The sequence below is a fragment of the Roseococcus sp. genome, from assembly GCF_965227005.1.
Taxonomy (GTDB): domain Bacteria; phylum Pseudomonadota; class Alphaproteobacteria; order Acetobacterales; family Acetobacteraceae; genus Roseococcus.
This window is the reverse complement of the sequence record NZ_CBDDFJ010000017.1, coordinates 48,990-70,806: the sequence shown is the minus strand read 5'-3', so window position 1 is coordinate 70,806 and position 21,817 is coordinate 48,990. Positions and strand designations below refer to the sequence as shown.

19 protein-coding genes and 1 pseudogene are annotated in these 21,817 nt (G+C 64.2%); 11 read left to right on the top strand and 9 right to left on the bottom strand.

Annotation, left to right across the window (positions count from 1 at the left end; translation table 11 throughout):
* The first annotated feature begins 6 nt into the window (after positions 1 to 6).
* Complete coding sequence (locus tag ACO057_RS06860; RefSeq protein ID WP_421989961.1) at positions 7 to 2,772, top strand: PAS domain S-box protein; 2,766 nt, start codon at positions 7 to 9, stop codon at positions 2,770 to 2,772.
* A 361-nt stretch (positions 2,773 to 3,133) separates the two neighbouring features.
* Here the strand turns inward: ACO057_RS06860 and ACO057_RS06855 are convergent, their stop codons facing one another.
* On the bottom strand, positions 3,134 to 3,313 hold the full coding sequence (locus ACO057_RS06855) for a CsbD family protein (RefSeq protein WP_421989959.1): 180 nt from the start codon (positions 3,311 to 3,313) through the stop codon (positions 3,134 to 3,136).
* A gap of 755 nt (positions 3,314 to 4,068) precedes the next feature.
* On the opposite strand from ACO057_RS06855, the gene ACO057_RS06850 reads away from it, so the two are divergent.
* From ACO057_RS06850 to ACO057_RS06835, 4 genes are all read left to right on the top strand, one after another.
* Positions 4,069 to 4,863, top strand: a complete 795-nt coding sequence (locus ACO057_RS06850) for a DUF3489 domain-containing protein (RefSeq protein WP_421989957.1) — start codon at positions 4,069 to 4,071, stop codon at positions 4,861 to 4,863.
* Complete coding sequence (locus ACO057_RS06845; RefSeq protein WP_421989955.1) at positions 4,863 to 5,417, top strand: recombinase family protein; 555 nt, start codon at positions 4,863 to 4,865, stop codon at positions 5,415 to 5,417. Before ACO057_RS06850 ends, ACO057_RS06845 begins: the two co-directional genes overlap by 1 nt.
* 316 nt (positions 5,418 to 5,733) lie before the next feature.
* A complete protein-coding gene (locus ACO057_RS06840) occupies positions 5,734 to 6,261 on the top strand; it encodes a hypothetical protein (RefSeq protein WP_421989953.1) in 528 nt (175 codons plus the stop codon).
* Positions 6,262 to 6,401: 140 nt separating this feature from the next.
* Positions 6,402 to 7,013 carry a hypothetical protein gene (locus ACO057_RS06835; protein WP_421989951.1) on the top strand — a complete coding sequence of 204 codons (612 nt, stop codon included), beginning with the start codon at positions 6,402 to 6,404 and terminating at the stop codon, positions 7,011 to 7,013.
* Positions 7,014 to 7,228: 215 nt separating this feature from the next.
* Here ACO057_RS06835 and ACO057_RS06830 read toward each other — a convergent pair whose 3' ends face one another.
* Entirely contained in the window at positions 7,229 to 7,738 is a 510-nt protein-coding gene (locus ACO057_RS06830; RefSeq protein ID WP_421989949.1) for a hypothetical protein, read from the bottom strand.
* A gap of 593 nt (positions 7,739 to 8,331) precedes the next feature.
* Here ACO057_RS06830 and ACO057_RS06825 point away from each other — a divergent pair.
* The 6 genes and pseudogenes from ACO057_RS06825 (at position 8,332) to ACO057_RS06800 (ending at position 13,896) form a co-directional block, all read left to right on the top strand.
* On the top strand, positions 8,332 to 9,126 hold the full coding sequence (locus tag ACO057_RS06825) for a DUF3489 domain-containing protein (RefSeq protein ID WP_421989947.1): 795 nt from the start codon (positions 8,332 to 8,334) through the stop codon (positions 9,124 to 9,126).
* The gene (locus tag ACO057_RS06820; protein WP_421989945.1) at positions 9,126 to 9,815 is read left to right on the top strand and encodes a recombinase family protein; all 690 of its coding nucleotides are present in this window, start codon (positions 9,126 to 9,128) and stop codon (positions 9,813 to 9,815) included. The genes ACO057_RS06825 and ACO057_RS06820 overlap by 1 nt, the downstream gene beginning before the upstream one ends.
* A 354-nt stretch (positions 9,816 to 10,169) precedes the next feature.
* Positions 10,170 to 10,508, top strand: a pseudogene (locus ACO057_RS06815) (transposase); the annotation flags it as partial.
* Positions 10,509 to 10,543: 35 nt separating this feature from the next.
* On the top strand, positions 10,544 to 10,696 hold the full coding sequence (locus tag ACO057_RS06810) for a hypothetical protein (protein ID WP_421989943.1): 153 nt from the start codon (positions 10,544 to 10,546) through the stop codon (positions 10,694 to 10,696).
* A gap of 78 nt (positions 10,697 to 10,774) precedes the next feature.
* Complete coding sequence (crtI, locus tag ACO057_RS06805; protein ID WP_421989941.1) at positions 10,775 to 12,319, top strand: phytoene desaturase family protein; 1,545 nt, start codon at positions 10,775 to 10,777, stop codon at positions 12,317 to 12,319.
* Entirely contained in the window at positions 12,316 to 13,896 is a 1,581-nt protein-coding gene (locus ACO057_RS06800; RefSeq protein ID WP_421989939.1) for a phytoene desaturase family protein, read from the top strand. Before crtI ends, ACO057_RS06800 begins: the two co-directional genes overlap by 4 nt.
* 100 nt (positions 13,897 to 13,996) lie before the next feature.
* Here ACO057_RS06800 and ACO057_RS06795 read toward each other — a convergent pair whose 3' ends face one another.
* From ACO057_RS06795 to ACO057_RS06765, 7 genes are all read right to left on the bottom strand, one after another.
* Positions 13,997 to 14,482, bottom strand: a complete 486-nt coding sequence (locus ACO057_RS06795) for a hypothetical protein (protein ID WP_421989937.1) — start codon at positions 14,480 to 14,482, stop codon at positions 13,997 to 13,999.
* A complete protein-coding gene (locus tag ACO057_RS06790) occupies positions 14,479 to 15,759 on the bottom strand; it encodes a site-specific DNA-methyltransferase (RefSeq protein ID WP_421989935.1) in 1,281 nt (426 codons plus the stop codon). Before ACO057_RS06790 ends, ACO057_RS06795 begins: the two co-directional genes overlap by 4 nt.
* On the bottom strand, positions 15,756 to 16,142 hold the full coding sequence (locus ACO057_RS06785; RefSeq protein WP_421989933.1) for a hypothetical protein: 387 nt from the start codon (positions 16,140 to 16,142) through the stop codon (positions 15,756 to 15,758). Before ACO057_RS06785 ends, ACO057_RS06790 begins: the two co-directional genes overlap by 4 nt.
* A 455-nt stretch (positions 16,143 to 16,597) precedes the next feature.
* Positions 16,598 to 19,438 carry a hypothetical protein gene (locus ACO057_RS06780; protein ID WP_421989931.1) on the bottom strand — a complete coding sequence of 947 codons (2,841 nt, stop codon included), beginning with the start codon at positions 19,436 to 19,438 and terminating at the stop codon, positions 16,598 to 16,600.
* Positions 19,435 to 19,623 carry a helix-turn-helix transcriptional regulator gene (locus ACO057_RS06775; RefSeq protein WP_421989929.1) on the bottom strand — a complete coding sequence of 63 codons (189 nt, stop codon included), beginning with the start codon at positions 19,621 to 19,623 and terminating at the stop codon, positions 19,435 to 19,437. The genes ACO057_RS06780 and ACO057_RS06775 overlap by 4 nt, the downstream gene beginning before the upstream one ends.
* 100 nt (positions 19,624 to 19,723) lie before the next feature.
* On the bottom strand, positions 19,724 to 20,605 hold the full coding sequence (locus ACO057_RS06770) for a hypothetical protein (protein WP_421989927.1): 882 nt from the start codon (positions 20,603 to 20,605) through the stop codon (positions 19,724 to 19,726).
* Between the two features lie 432 nt (positions 20,606 to 21,037).
* Complete coding sequence (locus ACO057_RS06765; RefSeq protein ID WP_421989925.1) at positions 21,038 to 21,805, bottom strand: hypothetical protein; 768 nt, start codon at positions 21,803 to 21,805, stop codon at positions 21,038 to 21,040.
* Between the last annotated feature and the right edge of the window lie 12 nt (positions 21,806 to 21,817).

Below are 21,817 nucleotides of genomic sequence, written 5' to 3'. Positions count from 1 at the left end.
GGCGCGGTGAGCGACAATCCGGAGCGGAAAGTGGGCGATATCCTGGCCGCCCGAGGCGAGGCCCTGGCTGCGCTCGGAGGACCTTGGCTTAAAGCGCTGACGGTCTCGGGCATGGCCACCTTGGTGACGGATGCATATCTTCCGGACGAGCCCATTATACTGGTGAACGCCGCCTTCGAGTCACTGACCGGATATTCACGCGCCGAGGTCGTTGGCAGAAATTGCCGGTTCCTGCAGCCGGAACCGGCGGACGCGGAGGCCCGCTCACGCATTCGAAATGCGCTTGCGTCGGACACACCCATAACAATCGACCTGCTCAATCGCAGACGGGACGGTGACAGGTTTTGGAACCGTATCAGCATCGCGACCATCCAGGACGCTCAAGGCGTAGCGGCTTTTAGGCTGGCAACGCTGGCGGACGTCAGCACGGAATACGCGGACGACGCGACGGCTCGGCAGTTGCGCGCCACTCAGCGGCGGCTGACCGAAGTCCAAGATCGTCTAAGGATCGTCCAGACCGTCGCAGGCACGGCCGGCGCCTGGGAGTGGGACATTTTGGGCAAGCGGCTTGTGGCGGATGCACGCTTTGCCGCCATCTATGGTCTGGATGCCGTAGCTGCGGCCGCCGGCCTGCCGACATCCACTTACTTCGGCCCGGTCCACGACGAGGATCGGATGCGGCTCCGGATTGCTGTGGCCGGGGCACTACATGGCGCGGAAGTCTTCGCTCGGGATTATCGCGTGGTAGTGAACGGTGAAGTCCGCTGGGTATCCGCCCGCGGTCGGACTTTCCTGGACGCTGCGGACCAGCCCGTGCGCTTTGCTGGCGTGCTAAGTGATATCACGGAACAGAAGAAGGTTGAGGAGCGCCTGCACATCGCCCAGACCGCGGGCGAGGTTGGATCCTTCGAATATCTGGCAGGGTATGGAACCGCCGATGTGTCCGAGCAATTTTGCCGGTTGCTCGGGCTGCGGCCAGCGCAGAGCCTGCCAGTCCGTACGATCAACGCGGTCGTTCATCCCTCGGATCCAGCCCTCATCCAGAACCGGGACGGCCGGATTACAACGGGAACCGCCTTCCATGAGTTCCGCGTCACTCGCGCTGACACGGGGGAAGAACGGTGGCTTGCCTCGCGAGGTGAATACCGGGCGGGCCTCGCGGGAGGGACCATCTTCACAGGCGTCATCTACGACATCACGCTGACCAAGCGCACGGAGGCGGCGCTGCTCCAACTGACGGAGACACTGGAGGAGCGGGTAGAAGAACGTACGCAGGAACGTGACCGGCTGTGGAACCTCTCTCGCGACCTACTCAACGTCATCGGCCCCGACGAGCGTCAAACCGCCCTCAACCCAGCCTGGGAACTCATGCTGGGCTACGGCGAGACGGAGCTCATCGGAACGCCCCTGGAGGCGCTGACCCATCCGGAGGACGCGCCCATCGTCAGGTCGCGCCTGGCCTCCCTACTGCGCGGCGTGACGGTCCCGGAATTCGACATCCGCATCCTGGCCAAGGATGGCAGCTATCGCTGGGTGAGTTGGACGGCTGTGCCCGAGAGCGGGATGATTTACGGGATCGGGCGCGACGTCACACAGCGCAAGCTGCTGGAGGAGCAACTCCGCCAGAGCCAGAAGATGGAGGCCGTGGGCCAGCTCACCGGTGGCCTCGCGCACGATTTCAACAACATGCTAACCGGCATCCTTGGCGGCATCGACATAGTGCGACGCAGGTTGAACCAGGGACGCCTGGATGACGTGGACCGCTTTTTCGATGCCGCAATGCAGTCAGGCCAACGCGCTGCGGCTTTGACTCATCGCCTCCTTGCCTTCTCCCGGCGCCAGACGCTCGACAGCCGCCCACTCGACGTGGCGATACTGGTTGGCTCTATCGAGGATCTGCTCCGCCGCACCTTGGGCGAACAGATAGAGCTGATTATCGATCTGGACCCCGATCTGTGGTTGGCGGTGGCCGACGATAATCAGCTTGAGAGCGCGATCATCAATCTGGCGATCAATGCACGGGACGCGATGCCCGACGGAGGCCGTTTGGTCATTGCTGGCTATAACAGGCAACTGTCTGCTCGCGACCTATTACGCAGCGAGCGCGGCCAAGCCGGCGACTTTGTCGAGATCAGCGTTGCTGATTCGGGCCTTGGCATGACGGCGGACGTGGTCGCAAAGGCCTTCGATCCTTTCTACACGACGAAGCCACAGGGGCAGGGCACCGGGCTCGGGCTTTCAATGGTTTATGGTTTCGTCCAGCAGTCGCGCGGCGATATCTTTATCGAAAGTCAGGAAGGGCTAGGAACAACGATCCGACTGTTCCTACCAAGGCATTCGGGGCCGCTCGAGGCGTTGGCCACTGCGACCGCGGCACCGACACTGCTAGGGTCAGGCGAAACAGTGGTCGTGATCGAGGACGATCCGGCAGTCCGTCTGCTGGTGCTGCAAGTGCTACAGGAGTTGGGGTACCGCGCCATTGAGACCGCAGACGATCGGGACGCGTTGCCAATACTCCAATCCGAATGTCACATCGACCTTCTTATTACCGACGTCGGTCTTCCGGGTATGAATGGACGTAAGCTCGCCGAGATCGCGCGCGCGAGCCGGCCTACGCTGCCTGTGCTTTTCATGACTGGCTACGCCAAGGAAGCGGCCGATCAAGCGGCGTTCCTTGCGGCGGGCATGGAAATTATCACCAAGCCCTTCGCAGTGGACGAACTTGGCCGGCGAGTGAACCGCATTCTTCGCCACAGCCGTGAGTTGAAATGATGAGCACTTGAGGAAAGACGGCAGCTTGCCCAACGCGCTTTCATCTCCGAACGGCACGGTCTCTGCCAACAACAGGCTCAAACAATGCGACCGGTGAGTTGAACAGCTAGTGCTCTCCAGAGAAGCAGTCGGCCTGTTCTCATAAGACTTGGCTGGCCACCCTGATTGCTCTGGTATTTGTCTAAGCCACAAACGCACTCCGTATCAGCGGCTCGTCAGGTTCCATAAATATTGCCGAAGCGAAGCATGCTTAAAACAACTAAATCTCTTCCGCCCGAAAGGCGTGCTGATTCACCTGCTGAGGAACAACGAAAACCGGCGAGTTGCCCCGCCGGCCGTAGCGAAGTCAGTAGGCGAGAACTTACTTAGTGGCGTCGCGCACAGCGTCCTTCGCGCCACCAACAGCGTTCTGAACCTTGCCCTCGGCCTTCTCGGCCTTGCCTTCGGCCTGCAGCTTCGCGTCGCCCGTCACCTTGCCGGCAAGGTCCTTAACGGCGCCCTTAACCTGCTTGGCGAGACCCTCAATGCGATCCTTATCCATGATTCTGTTCCTCAGATGTGCGGGCCAGGCTGACCTCGCTCTCACCGGAAGCAACTCGGTGAAACGCCGGCGGTTGCCGGCGGCCGTTGCCTTGCCGCGATCGGACTTCTGACGCGCCCCTTGCCCAAAAGTGGTAGCTCTGCGCTTGCGCAGCTTCTTCAGCGTGCGGTGACCCCGTATTGGCTCAGATGGGCGGAGCACAGCCCCTTCGACTTTAAGGGCATTCTTAAGGCACGCGGCTACCGGTGGAATGGGGATGGCAATGGCTCGCCACGGGCCTGGTACATCGACGTGGAAGATTCAGCGCGAGAAGCCGAGGTGGCTTTGCTCAAGGCCGAAATCTATCAGCGCGATGTCGACATTTCGCCGCGACGGGTTGACGCGTACGACCACTTTTCTGATCGGTGCTGATGTGGCCCGTGTCGTCGAAGCTTGGGCTTGAGTACGGAAAAGTGGGCGTTTCGCAAGCGAGGTTGAAGGTGTTCTCACGGCTCCGAGGCTGGCTATCGGGGTCGACGCGATGGCCTGCGTGTCCGCAACGGCATCGCAAAGCCATTCACTCATAACCAACCCGTCCATCGTCAATCGGCAATCGCCGATGCTCGCATCGCGCAGACTTGATCCGCATCGATAGTGCTTGGCTTCCGCACGATACAGAGCGAAGGCTCGCTCACGCGCTGCACTTCGCGCGGCCTCGCTGAGCGGGGCTCGGGCTCGTAGCACCCGGCTCATCGGGTGCCGAACGGAGCCCGACGATGACCAAGCTTTCCGACACCCAGGCCACCATCCTCAGCGAGGCCAGCCGCCACCCGGCGCTGCTGGCCAGCGCGCCGAAGCTGCCCGCCGCAGCGCGCCAGGCCGTCGTCCGCAGCATGCTGAAAAATCTGCTGCTGGAGGAGCTACCGGCGCCGGCCGAACACCGTGACCTCGGCTGGCGACAGGATGACGAGGGCGCGTGGGTTGCCCTACGCATCACGGCCGACGGGCTGCGTGCCATCGGCATCGAGCCCACGAAGCCCAGCGACATTGGCACCGAGCCCCGCGAGCTGACCGCCGACGAGGAGGCCGCCGAACTCAAGCTGCAGCAGGAGGCGCTGTACGCGGAGCACGCGGCGGAGACGGCGCTGGGCGAGACCGCCTTGGTCGCAGCGGCCGCGCAGCCCCGCATGAGCCTGCGCGAGGCCTCCACGGCGACGGTGGCGGCCTGGGAGTCGCAGGAGGGCCTGGAGGCAGCCCTGACGGCCCTCAAGGCGGTGCTCGCCGGCCGAGCCCCCGCCCGCACGCCTGGCGCCCCTCGCAAGCCGCGTGAGGGCACCAAGCAGGAGGCGGTGCTGACGCTGCTGCGCCGCCAGGAGGGCGCCACCATTGCCCAGGTGATGGAGACCACCGGCTGGGCCCAGCACACGGTCCGCGGCTTCTTCGCGGGGCTGAAGAAGAGGGGCCACACGGTCGAGGTGATGGAGCGGGTGAAGCAGGTCGGCACGGGCAAGCAGGGCGCCAAGGGCAGCTACAGCATCTACCGCGTCGCCAGCCCGGTTGTGGCCAGCTGATGCGCGCGAAGGGAACACGTTACGCGGTCGGGCTCTACCGGGTCTCGACCGCGGAGCAGGGTCAGAGCGGGCTGGGTCTGGAGGCCCAGCAGGCTAGCGTCAGGGCCTTCGTGGCGAGCCAGGGCTGGACACTGGTGTCGGAGCACTCGGACATCGCGAGCGGCAAGGACGACCGGCGTCCCGGCTTTCAGGGGGGCCTGCTGAAGTGCCGGCAGCTCGGCGCGGTGCTGGTCGCAGCTCGGCTGGACCGCATCACGCGCCGCGCGCACACGTTGTCGCAGCTGCTGGAGGATGGCGTGTCTATCGACGTCCACGTCCAGCGCCTGGCTCCGGCCGAGGCGGCGGGCCTGCTCCTAATTCGCGCGGACCTCGGCGATGTCCGATTCGTTCTGGCAGTGCCAAGGTTCCCTAGGTGTTTGATCCCGGTCTTTGATGGTGCAGTCTTCTCGCAGGAATGGAGGGACGCGCTATTGGTCGAATGGGCTGGGGTTGTTCAGGTGTTGCTCCGTAATGTCGTCAGTATCCGCTGGCTGTCACCGCCGCGTGATGATTGAAGCAAGCTACGGACGCGCCATGCTCGTCGGTGCCCGTTGCGGACGGGCAGGAGATTATAATGAATGTCCCCGCAATGCACCGCGTTGAACAATGATGGGATGAAAGGCTCATCGATATATGGCCGTGGCGGTAGGCATCGGCATTCTAGGCCGGATTGACATTCACGATTCCCAAACGTTGTGATGTTTGATTCATGGGTCTCCGTGTTGGTTCTCAGCCGGTTGACGATACGGAACGAGCCGTGGGAGCAATAGCCACGCCGATTTTGTGACTGCCAACTAATCAACGCTTCGGCTCTAGGCGGGAGGATAGGGCATGCAGCGACGATGGCCCTACTTGGGAATTGCGACATTCATTCTCGTCGCGATCGCCTCTGGTGCCCTAGCCGCGGAGCAACGCCATCGATTCCGCCCGGCGGATGGTGCCGCGTTGCGGGCTTGGGACGACCTCCTGCAGCGGGATACCCATATAAGGCAGGATGCCCGTCGCCATCGTTTCCGTGCCCGCCGCGACCTGAGTGCGTTGCGGGTCGATCTGGGCGGCGACCACCAGCCGGAATTGATCCTCTACGCCGACCTCATCTCCTACTGTGGCAGCGCCGGTTGCGTCGCGCGGATACTGACGCGCCGAGAGGGTCGCTGGGTCCTGGCCTGTGAGACCCATCTTGAGGGCGGAAACGGCCTGATCGTCGACACGGTCCGGACCGCGGGCTGGCGCAACCTGCGCGGCACCTATCGGATGACCTGGCGCGAGGACGCGATCAGCCCCGCAGGCGTTGCCTGCATGGAGGGGGAGACAGTGCCGCGGTCCCAGCAGGCCCGTCCTGACCCAAACTCCCGGTGATAGGCTATCTATTCCCAATCACCCGCCGCACCCTGCTCGCCGCGCCCGCGCTGGTGAGTGGACCGGTGATGGGAGGGACGAGGGGGGAAACATCCCCCGCGCTCACGGTCCGCTTCCTGCCGGGGAGCGCACCATCTTCCGTGCACTCGGTAATCGAGAACCATCCTTTACGTCTCGCGCGCCTGCGTTTTTCGGGACCCGACGCGCCGACGGGCGAAGTGGTCATCCCTACTCGTTACGGCGGCACGCCCCCTCTCAAGATCCTCCCACTCGGCGGGCGGGAGGTACTGTTAGCGGAGATCGACGGCAATGGCGGTACCGGTATCTCCCAGCGCCTCGTCGCTCTCATCGGGATCGACGATGCCCGGCGCCTGCGGGTGATCGGCATCGAGAACCTGGAACTCCTCGACGCCACAACATGTGAAAGCGAGGCCAGCCTGAGGGCCACGATCTCGCCGGCTGCGTCCGGAGTGCTTCGCCTGGACGTCACCTTTAACCGCATGCGGGGCGAGTGCGGCTTTCGCTGGCGCGGGCGGCCATATCGGGAGCGATGGACCGAGGTGCTTTCCTGGGATGGTCGGGCCACCGTATCGGCGGCTGCCCCGTCCCGCGATTTCGGCCCGGTGCGCCGGGCCATTTCCACCTCACGAGGCCGGATCCTGGCTCTCCTCGCTTCCCCCGTCACCGACCTGCGCCGGCTCCGACTGGACCGGACTGGCCTCTACGACCTCGCCAATCTTCCCAGGGGTTAGATAGCGGATAGTCGCTCGGACAGCCCGGATCCGAATGCTGCGTCTGCCATCTTGAGGCCAAGTCAGAACTGCCGGATTGCTTGCCACGAAGCGGGCAATGAGCGACCACCGCCAGGGCGGTGATCGACCCCGCATCTGCCCATCGGCCGCCTCACTCGATCATCTACACTGACCCAGTCGGTGCTGTAACTCCCAATGTGAGATAATGGCGGCTACTACTCACCGAAACGCAGTCTAAAAAATACCCAAGTCGCGACAGTCCATTCAGTCCAGTCGCGTAGATCGTGCTTGACAATCCACGCATTGACGTCAGCAGTAATGTCACGACCATGGAGATACCATCCCTGCGATCCGCAAGCCCAGCTGATGGCTGGGCCATTAGCGCGATGGCGTAGATCGTCGAGATACCATTCCTGAGTGCCATCGGCATGGGTGTAGGCGGGTCCACCCGTGCGGTGACGCTCACCGTGACAAAACCATTCCTGGTCGCCGTTGCCCCGAATGATAGCAGGGCCGTCAACCCGATGCAGATTACCGTGGACATACCAGTACTGTGTGCCGTCCGCCTCCGTGACAGCCGGACCATCGGTGCGATGACACTTGCCATCGACATACCAATAGTGTGTGCCGTCCGCTTCTGTGACCGCCGGTCCATCAGTGCGATGGAGATTACCGTTAGTATACCATTTATGCGTGCCGTCGGCGTCGATAACTGGGCGCTCCATTATGATCCTCACTAGATTTCAGACTGAAAGTACTGCCTCGACCCCACGGGCCATTCGGGCGCATAGTCCTGATAGGGCAATACACGCATGAGCCTTGGCGATAATGTCGGTGCCGCACAGATATCATGCCAGCGTGCCATCGGCGTAAATGGCAGCCTCTCGGAGCCCAACTGGCTGGCCACATGTGAACCGCACCGGTTTCGCCGGAGGCTTCAACTTCTGAGTGATTGTTTGAGAATTCAGCGGTGGGCGACCCTTCGCAGGAGGAGGCCACCCATTGCGAGGTGGATCATGGCTTCTGAGACGTCGAGGCGTTGCTCGCCAGACTCCCCACCTGTCAGCCAGTGCGCCAGCGCGAATTCCTTGGCTGGGAGGTATCGAGGATCCAGCCCAGCCCACGGTTCGTGGAGTGATCGCGCCAGCGGAGTTCCCCCGTCGCCACCAATAGTAAGCGACCTCATGATCCCAACTTCGCTTGATTTCTTCGCGACACAGAGCGAATGCTTATCCACGCGCAGCATTCCACGCGGCCTCGCTGAGCGGGGCTTGGGCTCATAGCACCCGAATGATCGGGTGCCGAACGGAGCCCGACGATGACGAAGCTTTCCGATACACAATCCATCATCCTCCGCGAGGCCAGCCGGCATGACGCGCTGCTGGCCAGCGCGCCCAAGCTGCCCGCCGCGGCGCGCCAGGCGGTCTTCCGCAGCATGCTCAAGAACGAGCTGCTGGAGGAGGTGCCGGCACCGGCCGAGCACCGCGTCCTCGGGTGGCGGCAGGACGATGCGGGCGCCTGGGTCGCGCTGCGCATTACCAACGACGGCCTGCGCGCTATAGGCGCAGTGCCCGAGCAGCCCAGCGATACCGGCACCGAGCCGCGCGAGCTGACCACGGGGGAAGAGGCCACGGAATTCGCCCTGCAGCAGGAAGCCTCGGCGGCCGAGGGCGAGGCGGAGCTGGCGCTCGGCGAGACTGCCCCGGTCGCAGCTGCCACACGAACCCGCACCGGCCTGCGCGAGGCTGCCACCGCGACCGTAGTGGCCTGGGAGGCGCAGGAGCACCTGGAGGATGCCCTGGCGGCCCTCAAGGCGGTGCTGAGCCGCGGAGACTATACACGGATGCCCGGTGCGCTCCGCGAGCCCCGTGAGGGCACCAAGCAAGACGCAGTGCTGGCACTCCTGCGCCGGGAGGAGGGTGCGACCATTGCCCAGGTGATGGAGGCGACCGGCTGGGCTCAGCACACGATCCGGGGCTTTTTCGCGGGCCTGAAGAAGAAGGGCCTCCCGGTACAGGTGCTGCAGCGGGTGAAGCAGGTCAGCGCAGGCAAGCAGGGCGCCAAAGGCAGCTACAGCATCTATCGCGTCGCCAGCCCCGCGTTGGCCAGCTGATGCGGGCGACGGGAACACGCTACGCGATCGGGCTGTACCGGGTCTCGACCGCGGAGCAGGGGCAGAGTGGGCTGGGTCTGGAGGCCCAGCAGTCCAGCGTGCGGGCCTTCGTGGCCAGCCAGGGCTGGACGCTGGTGTCGGAGCATTTCGACATCGCGAGTGGCAAAGACGACCGGCGCCCGGGCTTCCAGGCGGCGCTGCTGAAGTGCCGGCAGCTCGGTGCGGTGCTGGTGGCCGCGCGGCTCGATCGCATCACGCGGCGCGCGCACACGCTCTCACAGCTGCTGGAGGACGGTGTCTCGATCCGGGCGGCGGACATGCCAGGTGCGGATGACCTGATGATGCGGATCTACGCCGCCATGGCGCAGAGGGAGCGGGAGCTGATCAGCGCGCGGACGAAGGCGGCGCTGGCGGCGGCGAAAGCGCGGGGGATTGTGCTGGGTGGGGACAGGGGCTGGCGTCCAGCGAGCGGGCCCAATGCAGCGGCTGCTGCGCTGTCCAGGGTCGAGGCGGCCACGCGCACGGCGCACCGCCTTGCGCTTGAGGTAGATGCTGAAAGAGCCGAAGGCGCCTTGAGCATGACGGCGATCGCCCAGGGCCTAAACCGACGCTGCGTATCGACGCCGACCGGCTGCGGTAGCTGGACACACACCACTGTGGCGAGAGTGATGGCGCGCGCGGCCAGCTGACGATGGACCGCCGCACCTATCGATTCTCACTTGATGCAGTCGGACGCAGCATCCGAGCGGGAGAAGGGCGCCGGCCTCGCCGGTCACTCCAGTCTGGCGGTCACCTGGGCGTCAGGCAGGGCACCGCATTGTCACGCCGTTGGAGACACCGCCGGGCGTGGCGATGTTGGGCGAGCGGACGGTGTTGCAGGAGGCCCTGTTCTACAGCTTCAACCTTGATCGCCACGTGCCGATGGATCACCTGCTCCGCTCGATCGATCGCTTCGTCGACCTGTCGGGCATGGCTGGTGCACGAGCGCGGCATAGAGCCGCATGCCGCTCACCACCAGCGGCACGCTGGTCAACGACGGCGCGACGCTGCTCTACCGCGCCAGCAAGATCGACTGCGACACCTGCGTGCTCAAACAGCAGTGCTGTCCCAAGGAGCCAGCGCGCAAGTTGCCGCGGTCCATCCATGAAGGAGCCCGCGACATGGCTCGCCGCCTATCCGACGACGATGAGTGGCGCGTCTCGCGCTGCGAACGCAAGAAGGTCGAGATGCTCTTCTCCCATCTCAAGCGCATCATGCGCCTGGACCGCCTCCGATTACGTGGTCCCCGTGGCGCCCGTGACGAGTTCCACCTCGTAGCCGCCGCCCAAAACCTCCGTAAGCTCGCAAAGCTGATCCCGACGCCCAACCCGGCCGTCGCCTGAGGCCTAACGCCCTCGCTCGTCCTGCATCAGCGGCAATGTCCGACTCTGCCGAAAACCGCCTTTTTCAACACAATCGGCCGATTGCGGACTTCTACCGCGCCCGGCTCCTGCCGCGCGCCCAGGCCCATTGCACGGAAATACTGGAGGCGGCCGAACTGCTCGCCTTGCTGCCCGAGAATCCCACCTGAAGATTGCCGCCGAGGGCAACCCTTGCGCGTTTATCCGGCCACCACATCTCCAGATATGAACATATGGTCAGGTCTTGAATGAACGCTCCGTTGACCGCCCCGCACTTGCGCCGGGAGCGGCCGTACGTCGCCGTGATCGGTGCCGGTCCTGGGGGTTTGGCCGCGGCCATGCAACTCGCCGCCTCAGGCGCAAGGGTCACCCTGTTTGAGAAGGATGAGGTGGTCGGGGGGCGCTCGCGTACCCTAACCTCGCCCGAGGGCTATCGCTTCGACCTGGGCCCGACCTTCTTCCTCTACCCGCGCATCCTGAAGGAAATCTTCGCGGCCTGTGGCGCCGATCTCGACCAGGAGGTCGATCTGATCCGCCTCGATCCGCAATACCGGCTGATCTTCGAAGGCAAGGGCAATGCGGTGCTGGAAGCCACCTCGGACATCCCGCGGATGGAGGCTGCCATCGCCGCCATCGCGCCGGGCGACGTTCCTGGGCTGCGCCGCTTCATGGAAGACAACCGCCGCAAGCTGGAGGTCTTCCGCCCCTTCCTCGAGCGTCCTTTCCTCCGGCACCGCGACATGATGTCGCCCGGCGTGATGAAGAGCCTGCCGCAGCTGCGACCGCACCAGCAGGTGGAACAGAATCTGCGCCGCTATTTCGCCGATCCGCGTGTGCGCCTGGCCTTCGGGTTCCAGACGAAATACCTCGGCATGTCGCCGTTCAAGTGCCCGTCGCTCTTCACGATCCTGAGCTTCCTGGAATACGAGCACGGCGTGTTCCATCCGCGCGGCGGCTGCGGTGCGGTGAGCGACGCGATGGCGCGCGTGGCCGAGCGCCTGGGCGTGGAAATCCGGCTGAACACGCCGGTCGATCGCATCGCCTTCACGGGCCGCCGCGCGAAGGGCGTGGAGGTCGCAGGGACGCATATCGCTACCGACGCCGTGGTGCTCAACGCTGATTTCGCGCATGCGGTGCCCAGGATGGTGCCCGACTATATCCGCAAGGACTGGTCCAACCGGAAGATCGAGAAGGCGCGCTATTCCTGCTCGACCTTCATGCTCTATCTCGGCGTCGAGGGAAGCTTTCCGCAGCTGTCGCATCACAACGTGCTGCTGGCCGAGGAATATCAGCGCAACATCCACCAGATCCAATCAGGCGAGCTGCCCGATACGCCGAGCCTCTACGTGCAGAATCCCTGCCTCACCGATCCCAGCATGGCGCCGCCCGGACATTCCGCGATTTATGTTCTGGTGCCCGTGCCCAACCTGCGTCACGGATCGGACTGGAGCGCCGAGGCACCGCGCTATCGCCGTCTCGCGCTGGATCGTCTGAAGGCGCTTGGCTTGCACGACATCGAATCCCGCATCCGCTACGAACGGATGGTCACGCCCCAGTCCTGGCAGGATGATTTCGCCGTGGGCTATGGCGCCACCTTCAACCTAAGTCACGATCTCATGCAGATGCTCAGCTTCCGCCCGCGCAACCGATTCAACGACACGCAGGGCCTGTACCTGGTCGGCGGCGGCACGCATCCCGGCTCGGGCCTGCCGGTGATCTACGAAGGCGCGCGCATCACCGCGAAGCTCGTGCAGGAGGAGCTGGCGCTCTCGCCGCATCCGGTGCTGGCATGAGCGCGCATGTCGTCGTGGTCGGCGCGGGGCTGGGTGGCCTCGCCGCCGCCTGCGTCGCCGCAGCGCGTGGTTATCGCGTCACGCTGCTCGACAAGAATCCCTGGCTTGGTGGCAAGGCGGCGCAGCTGTTTCTCGACGCGCCGGACGGTTCAGGCCAGTTCCGCTTCGACATGGGGCCGACCATCCTAACGGTGCCGCGCGTCCTACGCCGTATCTACGCGGAGGCGGGCCGCGACCAGACGAAGGAGCTGCCGCTCATCCGCCTCGACCCGCAATGGCGCTGCTTCTTCGATGACGGCACGCGCATCGATCTGATGGAGAATGTCGGCGCCATGGCGCAGGCCATGGACGAATTCGCGCCGGGTTCGGGAGTCGGTGTGGGCTACAGAAAATTCCAGGACGTCTCGAAGCATCTGCATGGCGTGTCGGAAAAATTCTTCTTCTGGAAGTCGGTCGAGGGCATCGGCGACACGCTCGACGTGAAGCAGAATTTCTCGCCGAACACGCTAAAGGATGTGCTCGCGCTGCGCATGGGCCAGACGGTCGCGAAGGTGATCCGCGGCCATGTGCCTGATGAGCGCCTGGCGCAGATGCTGGACCACTACTGCCAATATGTCGGCAGCAACCCCTATCTCGCGCCGGCCGTGCTCGCCTCGATCGGCGACATGCAGGCGAGCGAGGGCGTGTGGTATCCGGTCGGCGGCACGCGCGCCGTGGCCGAGGGCCTGGCCAAGCTCGCAGGCGAGCTCGGCGTGGAGCTGCGCACCGAATGCGACGTGGCAGGCTTCGGCATCGACAAGGGCGCCGTGCAATCCGTCACGCTCACCACGGGCGAGCGCATCGCCTGCGATGCGGTCATCTCCAACATGGACGCGATCCGTACGTATAAGGAATTGGTGGGCGGTTCCACGGGCGAGAGCTATGCGAGGAAGGGCTATGAACCCGCCTGCTCCGGCGTCGTGCTCTATCTCGGGTTGAACCGCCGCTACGAACATCTCGCCCATCACGACTTCGTCTTCTCGCGCGACGCGGAGGAGGAGTTCGATGCCATCTACAAGCGCGGCGAACCCGCCCCCGATCCGACCGCCTATCTCGCCGCGACGGCCAGCACCGATCCGACCAGCGCGCCCGAAGGTTGCGAGTCCCTCTACGTGCTGGTCCACACGCCGCATCTGCGCCCGCATCACGACTGGAACGAGCTTTTCCCCGGCTATCGCCAGAAGATCCTCGACAAGCTCAAGCGCACGGCTGGCCTCGAGGACATCGAAGAGCGCATCGTCGTGGAGCGCCGCCTCACTCCCGTCGATATCCACGAGCGTTACCGCGTGCTCGACGGCGCGATCTACGGCCTGGCCTCGCACGGCGCTTTCACCGGCGCCTTCAAGCCCGGCAATCGCAGTCGCGCGGTCAAGGGGCTCTACCTCGCCGGCGGCGCGGCGCATCCCGGCCCCGGCATGCCCATGGTGATGATGAGCGGCTGGATCGCGGCCGATAGCCTCGACCGCGATCTCGGTGGCCGCGGCATGGGCAGCGAAGCGGAAGTGGCGGGGCGGCGCGAGGCCGAGCTGCTCGGGTGACGAGCCCCCTCGACCTTCGGGCCGCCGCCCCCGTCCGCTCCCTGTTCAACACCGATCAACGGTCGTTGGTCGGTGGTGAACAGATGCGATTGAGGCACGGCTATGCCTTCGCCTTCGGGGCGTAGCGATCCGTCCATTCTTTCACGGTCATCTCTGGCGCGACATCAATCGCGAACCTCCCAGCGCGCGGCGTCCTCGGATCGTCTTGATGCTGGCCCCGACGAATGATCTGCATCAGTTCTTCATCGGTCAGATCCTCAGCAGGGTGCCCGCCGCTGATCACGGCGCCTCGCGCGAACTCGTGCTCGACCTGCTGCTTCTCCCGCCACCCCGCGCGCGCCTTCATCCAGAAGATCGCGGCTGCCACGTTCTTCCCCTCCGTCGCCATCCGAAACAGCGACTGCGCCACCTTGCTCGTGGCCTCGATCGAGCCCTTGTCGATCTCGTTGCGGAAATGCTTGCGCAGCGTCTTGGCATCGATGTCGAAGAACGTCGCGATGTCCTCCTGTGGGATGCCGTAGCCCGACATGGCTCGCACCGTCCGCCGCTGCTCCTCGGTTGGGCAGTAAGCCAGGCCCTGGGTCATGTCGGCGCTCCGGCGGCAGGCACAGGCTCCTGGGCACGCTCGGCAGCCGTGGCGGCGTAGCTGGCACCATCGGCCTCCAGCACCGCCAGCTGCCCGGTGAAGGCCTGCCAGCGCAGCACCGCTACATCGACGAACGCAGGCGAGAGCTCGATGGCGTGGCAAGCGCGTCCCGACATTTCCGCCGCGATGATGGTCGTGCCAGACCCGCAGAATGGCTCGTAGATCGCCTGGCCCGGCGAGGAATTGTTCTCGATCGGACGCCGCATGCATTCCACGGGCTTTTGGGTGCCGTGGGTAGTGGTGGCGTCCTGGTCACTGGACGGGATGCTCCAGAGCGTCGTCTGCTTGCGATCGCCGGCCCAATGGCCGGTGGCGCCGCCGCGGACCGCGTACCAGCAGGGCTCGTGCTGCCAGTGATAGTGCCCACGGCCCATCACCAGGCGCTCCTTGGCCCAAATCACCTGCGCGCGGATCTCAAAGCCGCAGCTGGTGAGGCTGTCGGCGACCGTGGTGGCGTGCAGGGCGCCGTGCCAGACATAGGCCACGTCGCCCGGGAACAGGGCCCAGGCCTCGCTCCAGTCGGCCCGGTGGTCGTTGAGCACCTTGCCGGTGCGCGCGGTGTTGGCGCCGGGCAGGGCGGCGTTGCGCCAGGCTGGGTCGTAGAGCACGCCATAGGGTGGATCGGTCACCATGAGGTGCGGCCGGACGCCCCCGAGCACGGCCTCGACCACAGCGGGGTCGGTGCTGTCGCCACAGATGATGCGGTGCCGGCCGAGGACCCAAATGTCGCCGGGCCGCGAGACCGGGATCTCCGGCGGAGCGGGCACCTCGTCGGGATCGGTCAGCCCGGTGGTCGGCTCCAGCAGGAATTCGGCCAGCTCATCCTCTCCGAAGCCCGTGAGCGCCAGGTCGAAGCCCTCGCTGTGCAGTTCGCCCAACTCCAGACGCAGCATCTCGTCGTCCCAGCCGGCGGAGAGCGCCAGGCGATTGTCGGCGAGCACGTAGGCCTGCCGCTGGGTGGATGTCAGGTGCGACAACTCGATGGTCGGCACCTCGGCCAGGCCCAGCTGGCGCGCAGCCATGACGCGGCCGTGCCCGGCGATGATGCCGCGCTCACCGTCGACCAGGACGGGGTTGGTGAAGCCGAACTCGCGGATGGAGGCGGCGATCTGCGCGACTTGCGCCGGGGAGTGGGTGCGGGCGTTACGCGCATAGGGCACGAGGTCCTCAACACGGGCGCGGTTGTAGGCCGGAAAGATGGGCGAGGCTGCGGTCACGAGGCTTCTCCTTCCAGGATGGCCTGGGCCTGTGGCGCCGGCTCGATGAAGCGCGGCTCGATGATGCGGCGCACGATGAGGAGCTTGGACGGCTCCTCGGGCGGCGGCTCCACCTGCTTCTCGCGCCAGCCAGCCCGCGCCTTGAGCCAGAAGATGCTGGCGCCGATGTTGCCGGGGGTTGTCGCCTGCTTGAACAGGCACTGCGCGACGCGCCTGTTGGCCTCAATCACGGCAACATCCAGCTCGTGGCGGAAGTGCTTTCGCAGCGTGCGCGAGGTGATGCCGATCACAACTGCGATGTCGTCCTGCGGCACGCCGTAGCCGGCCATCGCGTGGACCATGCGACGCTGCTCCGGCGTGGGGGCGAAAGCGGGCGCGCCCATCAGTGGAGCCCGTCGGGTTTGTAGGTCGGGAAGCTACGCTGCGGCATGTCGGGCCTCTCTAGTTCCTGCCGGGATTCTAACGAATCATTGGCGCGAGCGCATCGCGACATGATTGCGACGGAGTTCCTTGTTTTGCGATGTGGAGATTACGAGCCGGATGCGCAGAATGTCCGGGTCGGGACCGCTCCGAGCATGCGGCACTCATAAGCGGGCGCACCGCGGACAAGACGACCATTGCCCAGTCGGCTTTGTAGATCGCAAAGGCCAGCGCCACGTCGCGCGGAGCAGTGAAGTTCAGCTGGTGGATATGGTGGGTTTAGTGGATGTCTCCTGGCCCCATTCTGATAACTGTCACACACGCACGCCTTGCATGTGATGAGGAGATAATAACTATCCTCTGACAGTTTCCGCGTGGGGTTGACCAGACATCCACTAAACTCACCACATCCACCAAATTACGCTGCCGCGGCATGGCTCTCCTCCATCTCCAGCTTCCAGCGCTGGTTGCCCGACTGCATGGGCGCGCGCGCGATGCGCAGGTTGCTCACAACCCGCGCATGGTGATCTCCTATCCACCGGCCCAAACGTCGACTGTTGATCGCGCCGTTGTCGCCAGCCACGACCAGCAAAGCTTCGCGAAAATCAGGGCGGACGAATTCGAGCCGCGGGTAACCGATCGACCCTCCAGGGCCCGTCCGCTGCTCCGAGGCGCAGGCGATAATCTCCCGCACGGTCACCGCACTGGCACCGAGGCTCTGGTGCCAATGCTCAATCACCGTGACCAAGGACTCCAGTCGGGGGTCCTGAGCCCGAACGGTTTCCATGGTCAAAACTGGATCCGCGCGCCCAAGCCAAAGCAGCGCGCCCCGTACCCAGGTTGACCAGGTTTCGAAGGAGCCCAGTGGGGTCGGCGCATTCGGATATCCCGCGACGTGATATGCCCTCAGCACAGTCAACGCAGACACAAGCAGCTCGGGCCGATGCAAATGCGCCTCGCGCAGTGGGTCGCGATCGAAGGCGCGCAGCTCCGGTCGCTCGACGTGAGGGTCCAACTGGGACAGGACGGTGCGGCGGGTCATGTCGCCGAGCAGCGTGAGGTTATTGCCGGTCGCTGTCAGAAAGCTGTTGCAGGGAAGTTCAGGCGCCTCAGACCGACCTAGGATACGGCAGCGCACGAACTCTTGCGTGATCAGAGAACATAGGAATTCCCCACCCAGCGGCGTCTCGCAATTGTCGATGGCGATGACCTGTTCCCCGTTCAGAAGAAGGGCGCCGAGCCGCTTTTCGAGTTCCTCCTCGGTCCGCCCCTGCGCGATCACACCCGCCACTCGGCCGGTCGCGATGATGCTGCAGAGATCGACCAACATGGATTTGCCGGAGCCTGCCACTGGTGCGGTGTAGCCATGCAGCGGGGCCGTGCGGAGGGATCGGCGAATACTGGCGGTCAGGAGACCGGACAGAGCCACGCTGCGACTGGCATCGTCCACAAACGGAAATGTCGCAATGAGATCGATGAGGCGATCCAGCGCTACCTTGGCATCGGCATGGCTTGGTTGGTCAGGTATCACAGGGAAGTGCGTTTTGCGCGTGGCCAGCAAAAGACCGGTCGCAGGATCATAGCCAGGCTGGTCCAGGACCGTCCCGTCCGCGCGCAGCGTCGGAGCAGATAGAATGCCGGCTAGTACCGGCAGTTGCCAACGCCCACGTCGCTGCAATAGCACCGTGGCGACCTTCGTCGGCGCATCGATGTCGACCCATTCATTACTGCGGCCGTCGAAACGCTGCCAATGGGCGCAGAGCGTCATAGCCTCGGCCAGAGCCTGATCCTCAAGTTCGATGATCTGCAAGCTGGTGCGTGCGACCGCGTCGCCCACGCCGAGCCGGATCAGGCCCGGACGGACCAGGAAGGACCCGCGTTGATATGCCCCATGCGGCGGACCGATAAGTGCCTGTTCGGCATGTTGCACCACCTCCGGGAGATTGCCGCCCGTGACCCGGATCAACGGCTTTGGCGGGGGCGCCGTTGGCTGGAACTTCGCGCTCTGAAGGTCATCGATCGTTAGGCTTTTCTGCTCCAGCAATTGGCGCAGAAAGACGAGGCGGTCGCGGTCATTGCAATGGGCATGCCGGCAATGAATGACGAAGCCGTCGCTTTCTCCGGCACCGGGGTTGCAGATGAAGGTGGCAGCATCCGGATCGGTCCCCGTATGGGCATCGGCATTCGGACAAAGGATGTGATGGCGAACGTCGCCCGCGACCTTGCCAACGAACAGCTGGGGACTGCGGGACTTCAGGGCGGGAACGATTTGAAAGTGGCGCCCTGACTTGCGCGCCCACTTCCGCAGATCGAGAATCTCGCCAGTGTCCGCGTCCGAATAGGAGAGATCAGGGCTGAGGCCGAAGTCGATGCCACTGCGATCCTGATCTGGTTGGGTCGCTTTGCGGCTGCCTGGGGCGGCGCTACCGGCCTGCCGGCGCCCCCTCTTGCTGCTATTCGCGGAAGGCCCCTCGGGTTCGGGCGGGTCCAGCGCGAAGATGTCGCACCAATCGCCTTCGAGGATCTGCGTCTCCACCGGCGGACCATCTGCCGACCGACGCGGCAGAAAGAAGAGCCGCGACACATCCGAGCAGGAAATGTCATGCTGCAGGCGCAGAGCATGGGCGAGTGCGGCGTACTGCCGTTCCCAAGCCTTGGCGGCCTGGGCCTGGGTCTCGTAAGCCGCGGCCACCCAGGGGCGGGCCAGAGGTAGGGCGATCCGGAACTTTGGGCAGGGCTGGTGTGAAACGGTGACGAAGGTCTCGTCCTGCGCGGTGATCGTGGCGCCCTTGGCAACGCGAAGCAGCATCCCCTTTTCCTGAGCCAAGAAAGCTTCTGCCGCGCCCGGGTCATCGTTCAGCTCATTTTTGAGGACCCAGGTCTCGAATGCACCACGCTTAACTCGCGTTTCCGTGTTGAGATGTGAGTGCGTAGAGCTGACAACCGCGGCCAAACCAAGAAGGCCAATGGCCGCAACAATCTCATCCAATGTGGCGCCGCTGTCGCTATCCAGCATCACGACCTCGATGCGGCTGGCGTCTTTCTTGTTCCGATGGATGCCCCTGAACGCCGCAGGAACAATGCAGGTGCCTTCCTTGGGCCCGAGCTCGTGCGTGGTCAGAAGCGTCGCGAGCTTGGGCCAAGGCATCTCGCGACTGTCGGTCCAGGGCGTCGTCTGGTTGTAGATGCCGAAGGTGCAACGCAGGAGCGCTGCCCTCCCAACGCCCGCTTCCGGATCGGGGCCGAATGGAACGCTCACTGCGCGCCGCCGGTCTGCCGCTGCGCAGCTTCATAGGACTCCACGTCCTCGAGCGTGTAGACGACCCGCCCACCGACCTTGATGTACGCCGGCCCGGACTTAATCCAGCGCCATCGCTCAAGAGTACGCTCGGAGATGCGCCAGCGCTCAGCGAGATCGTGTTGGTGAAGATGACGAGTGGCCATGTCGATGTCCTCGCAGCAGGGTGAACTGATGCGGGATTCTGTGCCGCCCTGGCGGCGAACAGGCAGGGATCCAGAGGGCGAACAACAGGGCGAACAACTGCTAGAGTCTGAACCGCCAGCCTTCAGCGCTTTGCTCGAGGAGGGGCTGGAGCTTCTTCCAGTTTCCCGGGCCGAAGAACCTCCGCAGGGATCCGTCGCTGGTAACTTCCGTCGCCCTCGTCCACCCGCCCGATGCGGAGGTTGAAAGCAGCTTTCGTATGGCAGCCCTCCGATCTGGGCTCCTGAGTCGGATGATGATGGCGGAGCCGAGCATGAGGCCACCTTCATCCGCTGAGAGGTGAAGGCGGTCGGGCGCCTTGCCCTCCGGCGGACCGCGGAGCCGGCCGCCAAGGAACTCGGGAGAGAGCGAAAGCCGATCTGGGGAGAGAAGTAGTTCTTCCAGCGGGACGACAATGACCCCCGCCGGTCGCTCTCCCTGTTCGACGGATCTGCTGCTCGTTACGATCACTCGCAAACGCTCGGTGGGTCTGCTTTCTACAGCCTGCTTCAACGTCCACTGGACTTCTGGACGGTCACTCCGGCGGACGAACCAAAGCGAGTGGATGGAGCTTCGGAAAAAGCGGGGCGAGCCAAGATCCCAAATCACCCCGGGTACCAGCTCATGAGGAGGATGACGCAGCACGAACTTTAGCGCCTCAACCATGGAGCCGAGGAAGGCCGGGATGTTTACCCGATACATCATCAGTCGTTCGGGCTCGATAGAGACTGGGCCGTGCTCAGCATCAAACACGCCCAGCGATCCGTCGGCCAGCCGGATCACCGGCAATGGTACGTCGTCATCGCTCGCGGGCGATACGGCGACCGGTTCATGCCCGTGAGCGATCAATAAGCCAGCCTCGCGAAGCTGCCCCGCCGCTGGCTCGGCGACTTCGATCGCGGCGGCAGATATCATGGCACTCGGCGTCTCGAGCAGCTCGAGCAACAGATCAACCGCCGCTGGAGTAAGAGCCGACGGCGCGAGTCTACGCTGGGGCAACGATCCCCCAACGCGCGAGATACTTCCGCCCAATCAACTGCTCGCGTTTGGTCCGGTCCTTCACATCGCAGCCGGCCGGCAGGGTCACCGTCACGGGCATGGTTCGCTTGCCATGCGGCCCATTGAGATTGAAGTGCACGTTGAACGAGGCTCTCGTAATCCGATGGCCTCGCCGGAGCGGGTCGTTTTCGCCGAACTGATCAGCAGCGAGCTGCCATAGATCGCGCTTGGTTCCTCTCATACATTCGAGCGTGATTCTATCTCCTGGCGCATCGAACGGGATCAAACGGAGCGACTTGAGTTGAACGTGTTCGATCCCGTCCGACGGGTCTGTCGGGAATGGAAACCGTCGACGTAGGATATCGAGATTGAATCTTCTTAGCTGGACGCGTTCGCCGGATAGCGGCTGCTGAAGAAGGTGTTGAGATACCATATGCGCCAGCTGAGCCGGTGCACCTTCGTCCTGGCAACAACCTCTATCACGCCAATGTCCGGCTCATAAGTAAGAGAGGCTGCAACCACCGGTTTCGTTGGAACATGTTCTAGCTGGTCCCCCGTGAACTGACGGCGTAGCTCTGCCCGGCCCTCGCGGTATATGGCGATCTGGATGAGCCTCTTGGTGCTCTCATCTTCGAGCCGCGTCCGGTCACAGATCTCGACCATGGTGCGCTTGCTGTCAAAGTGATCGGCAATCGCCTTGCGCAGTCCCTCAACTACCTTGGCCGTTCGAAGGATCTCAATGCCTTTATCGGTTATGAAGGAATCCCACTGGTGACCGAGACGTCGGTCATCCGTGAAGCGAACCTCCTCACAACGCTCGAACAGCGTCGGGCGATGCAGCAGAAACCACAGACAACGGGCGTGGCTGCTTCTGTGCGACCGGGCTGATTCTTCGGCATAAGGGGCGACGGCATCGATGGCAGCCTGCCCAGCGTCGTCCGCCATGTGGCCCACACGTTCGGCATCTTGAAGTACGCGCTGGACTACGCCGGGCCCGAGCTTATCCAACATGGACGGGGAGACACTGACACGCCGCCCGCTCCCCTCGGACCAAACCATGTGCTCGCCAAGGTCAATTCCGCGCTTCTGGAAATACTCTGCGAGTTCCTCGGAACTGAAACTGCGCAGGAAGTCGGCTAGCGTCATCTCGAAACCCCC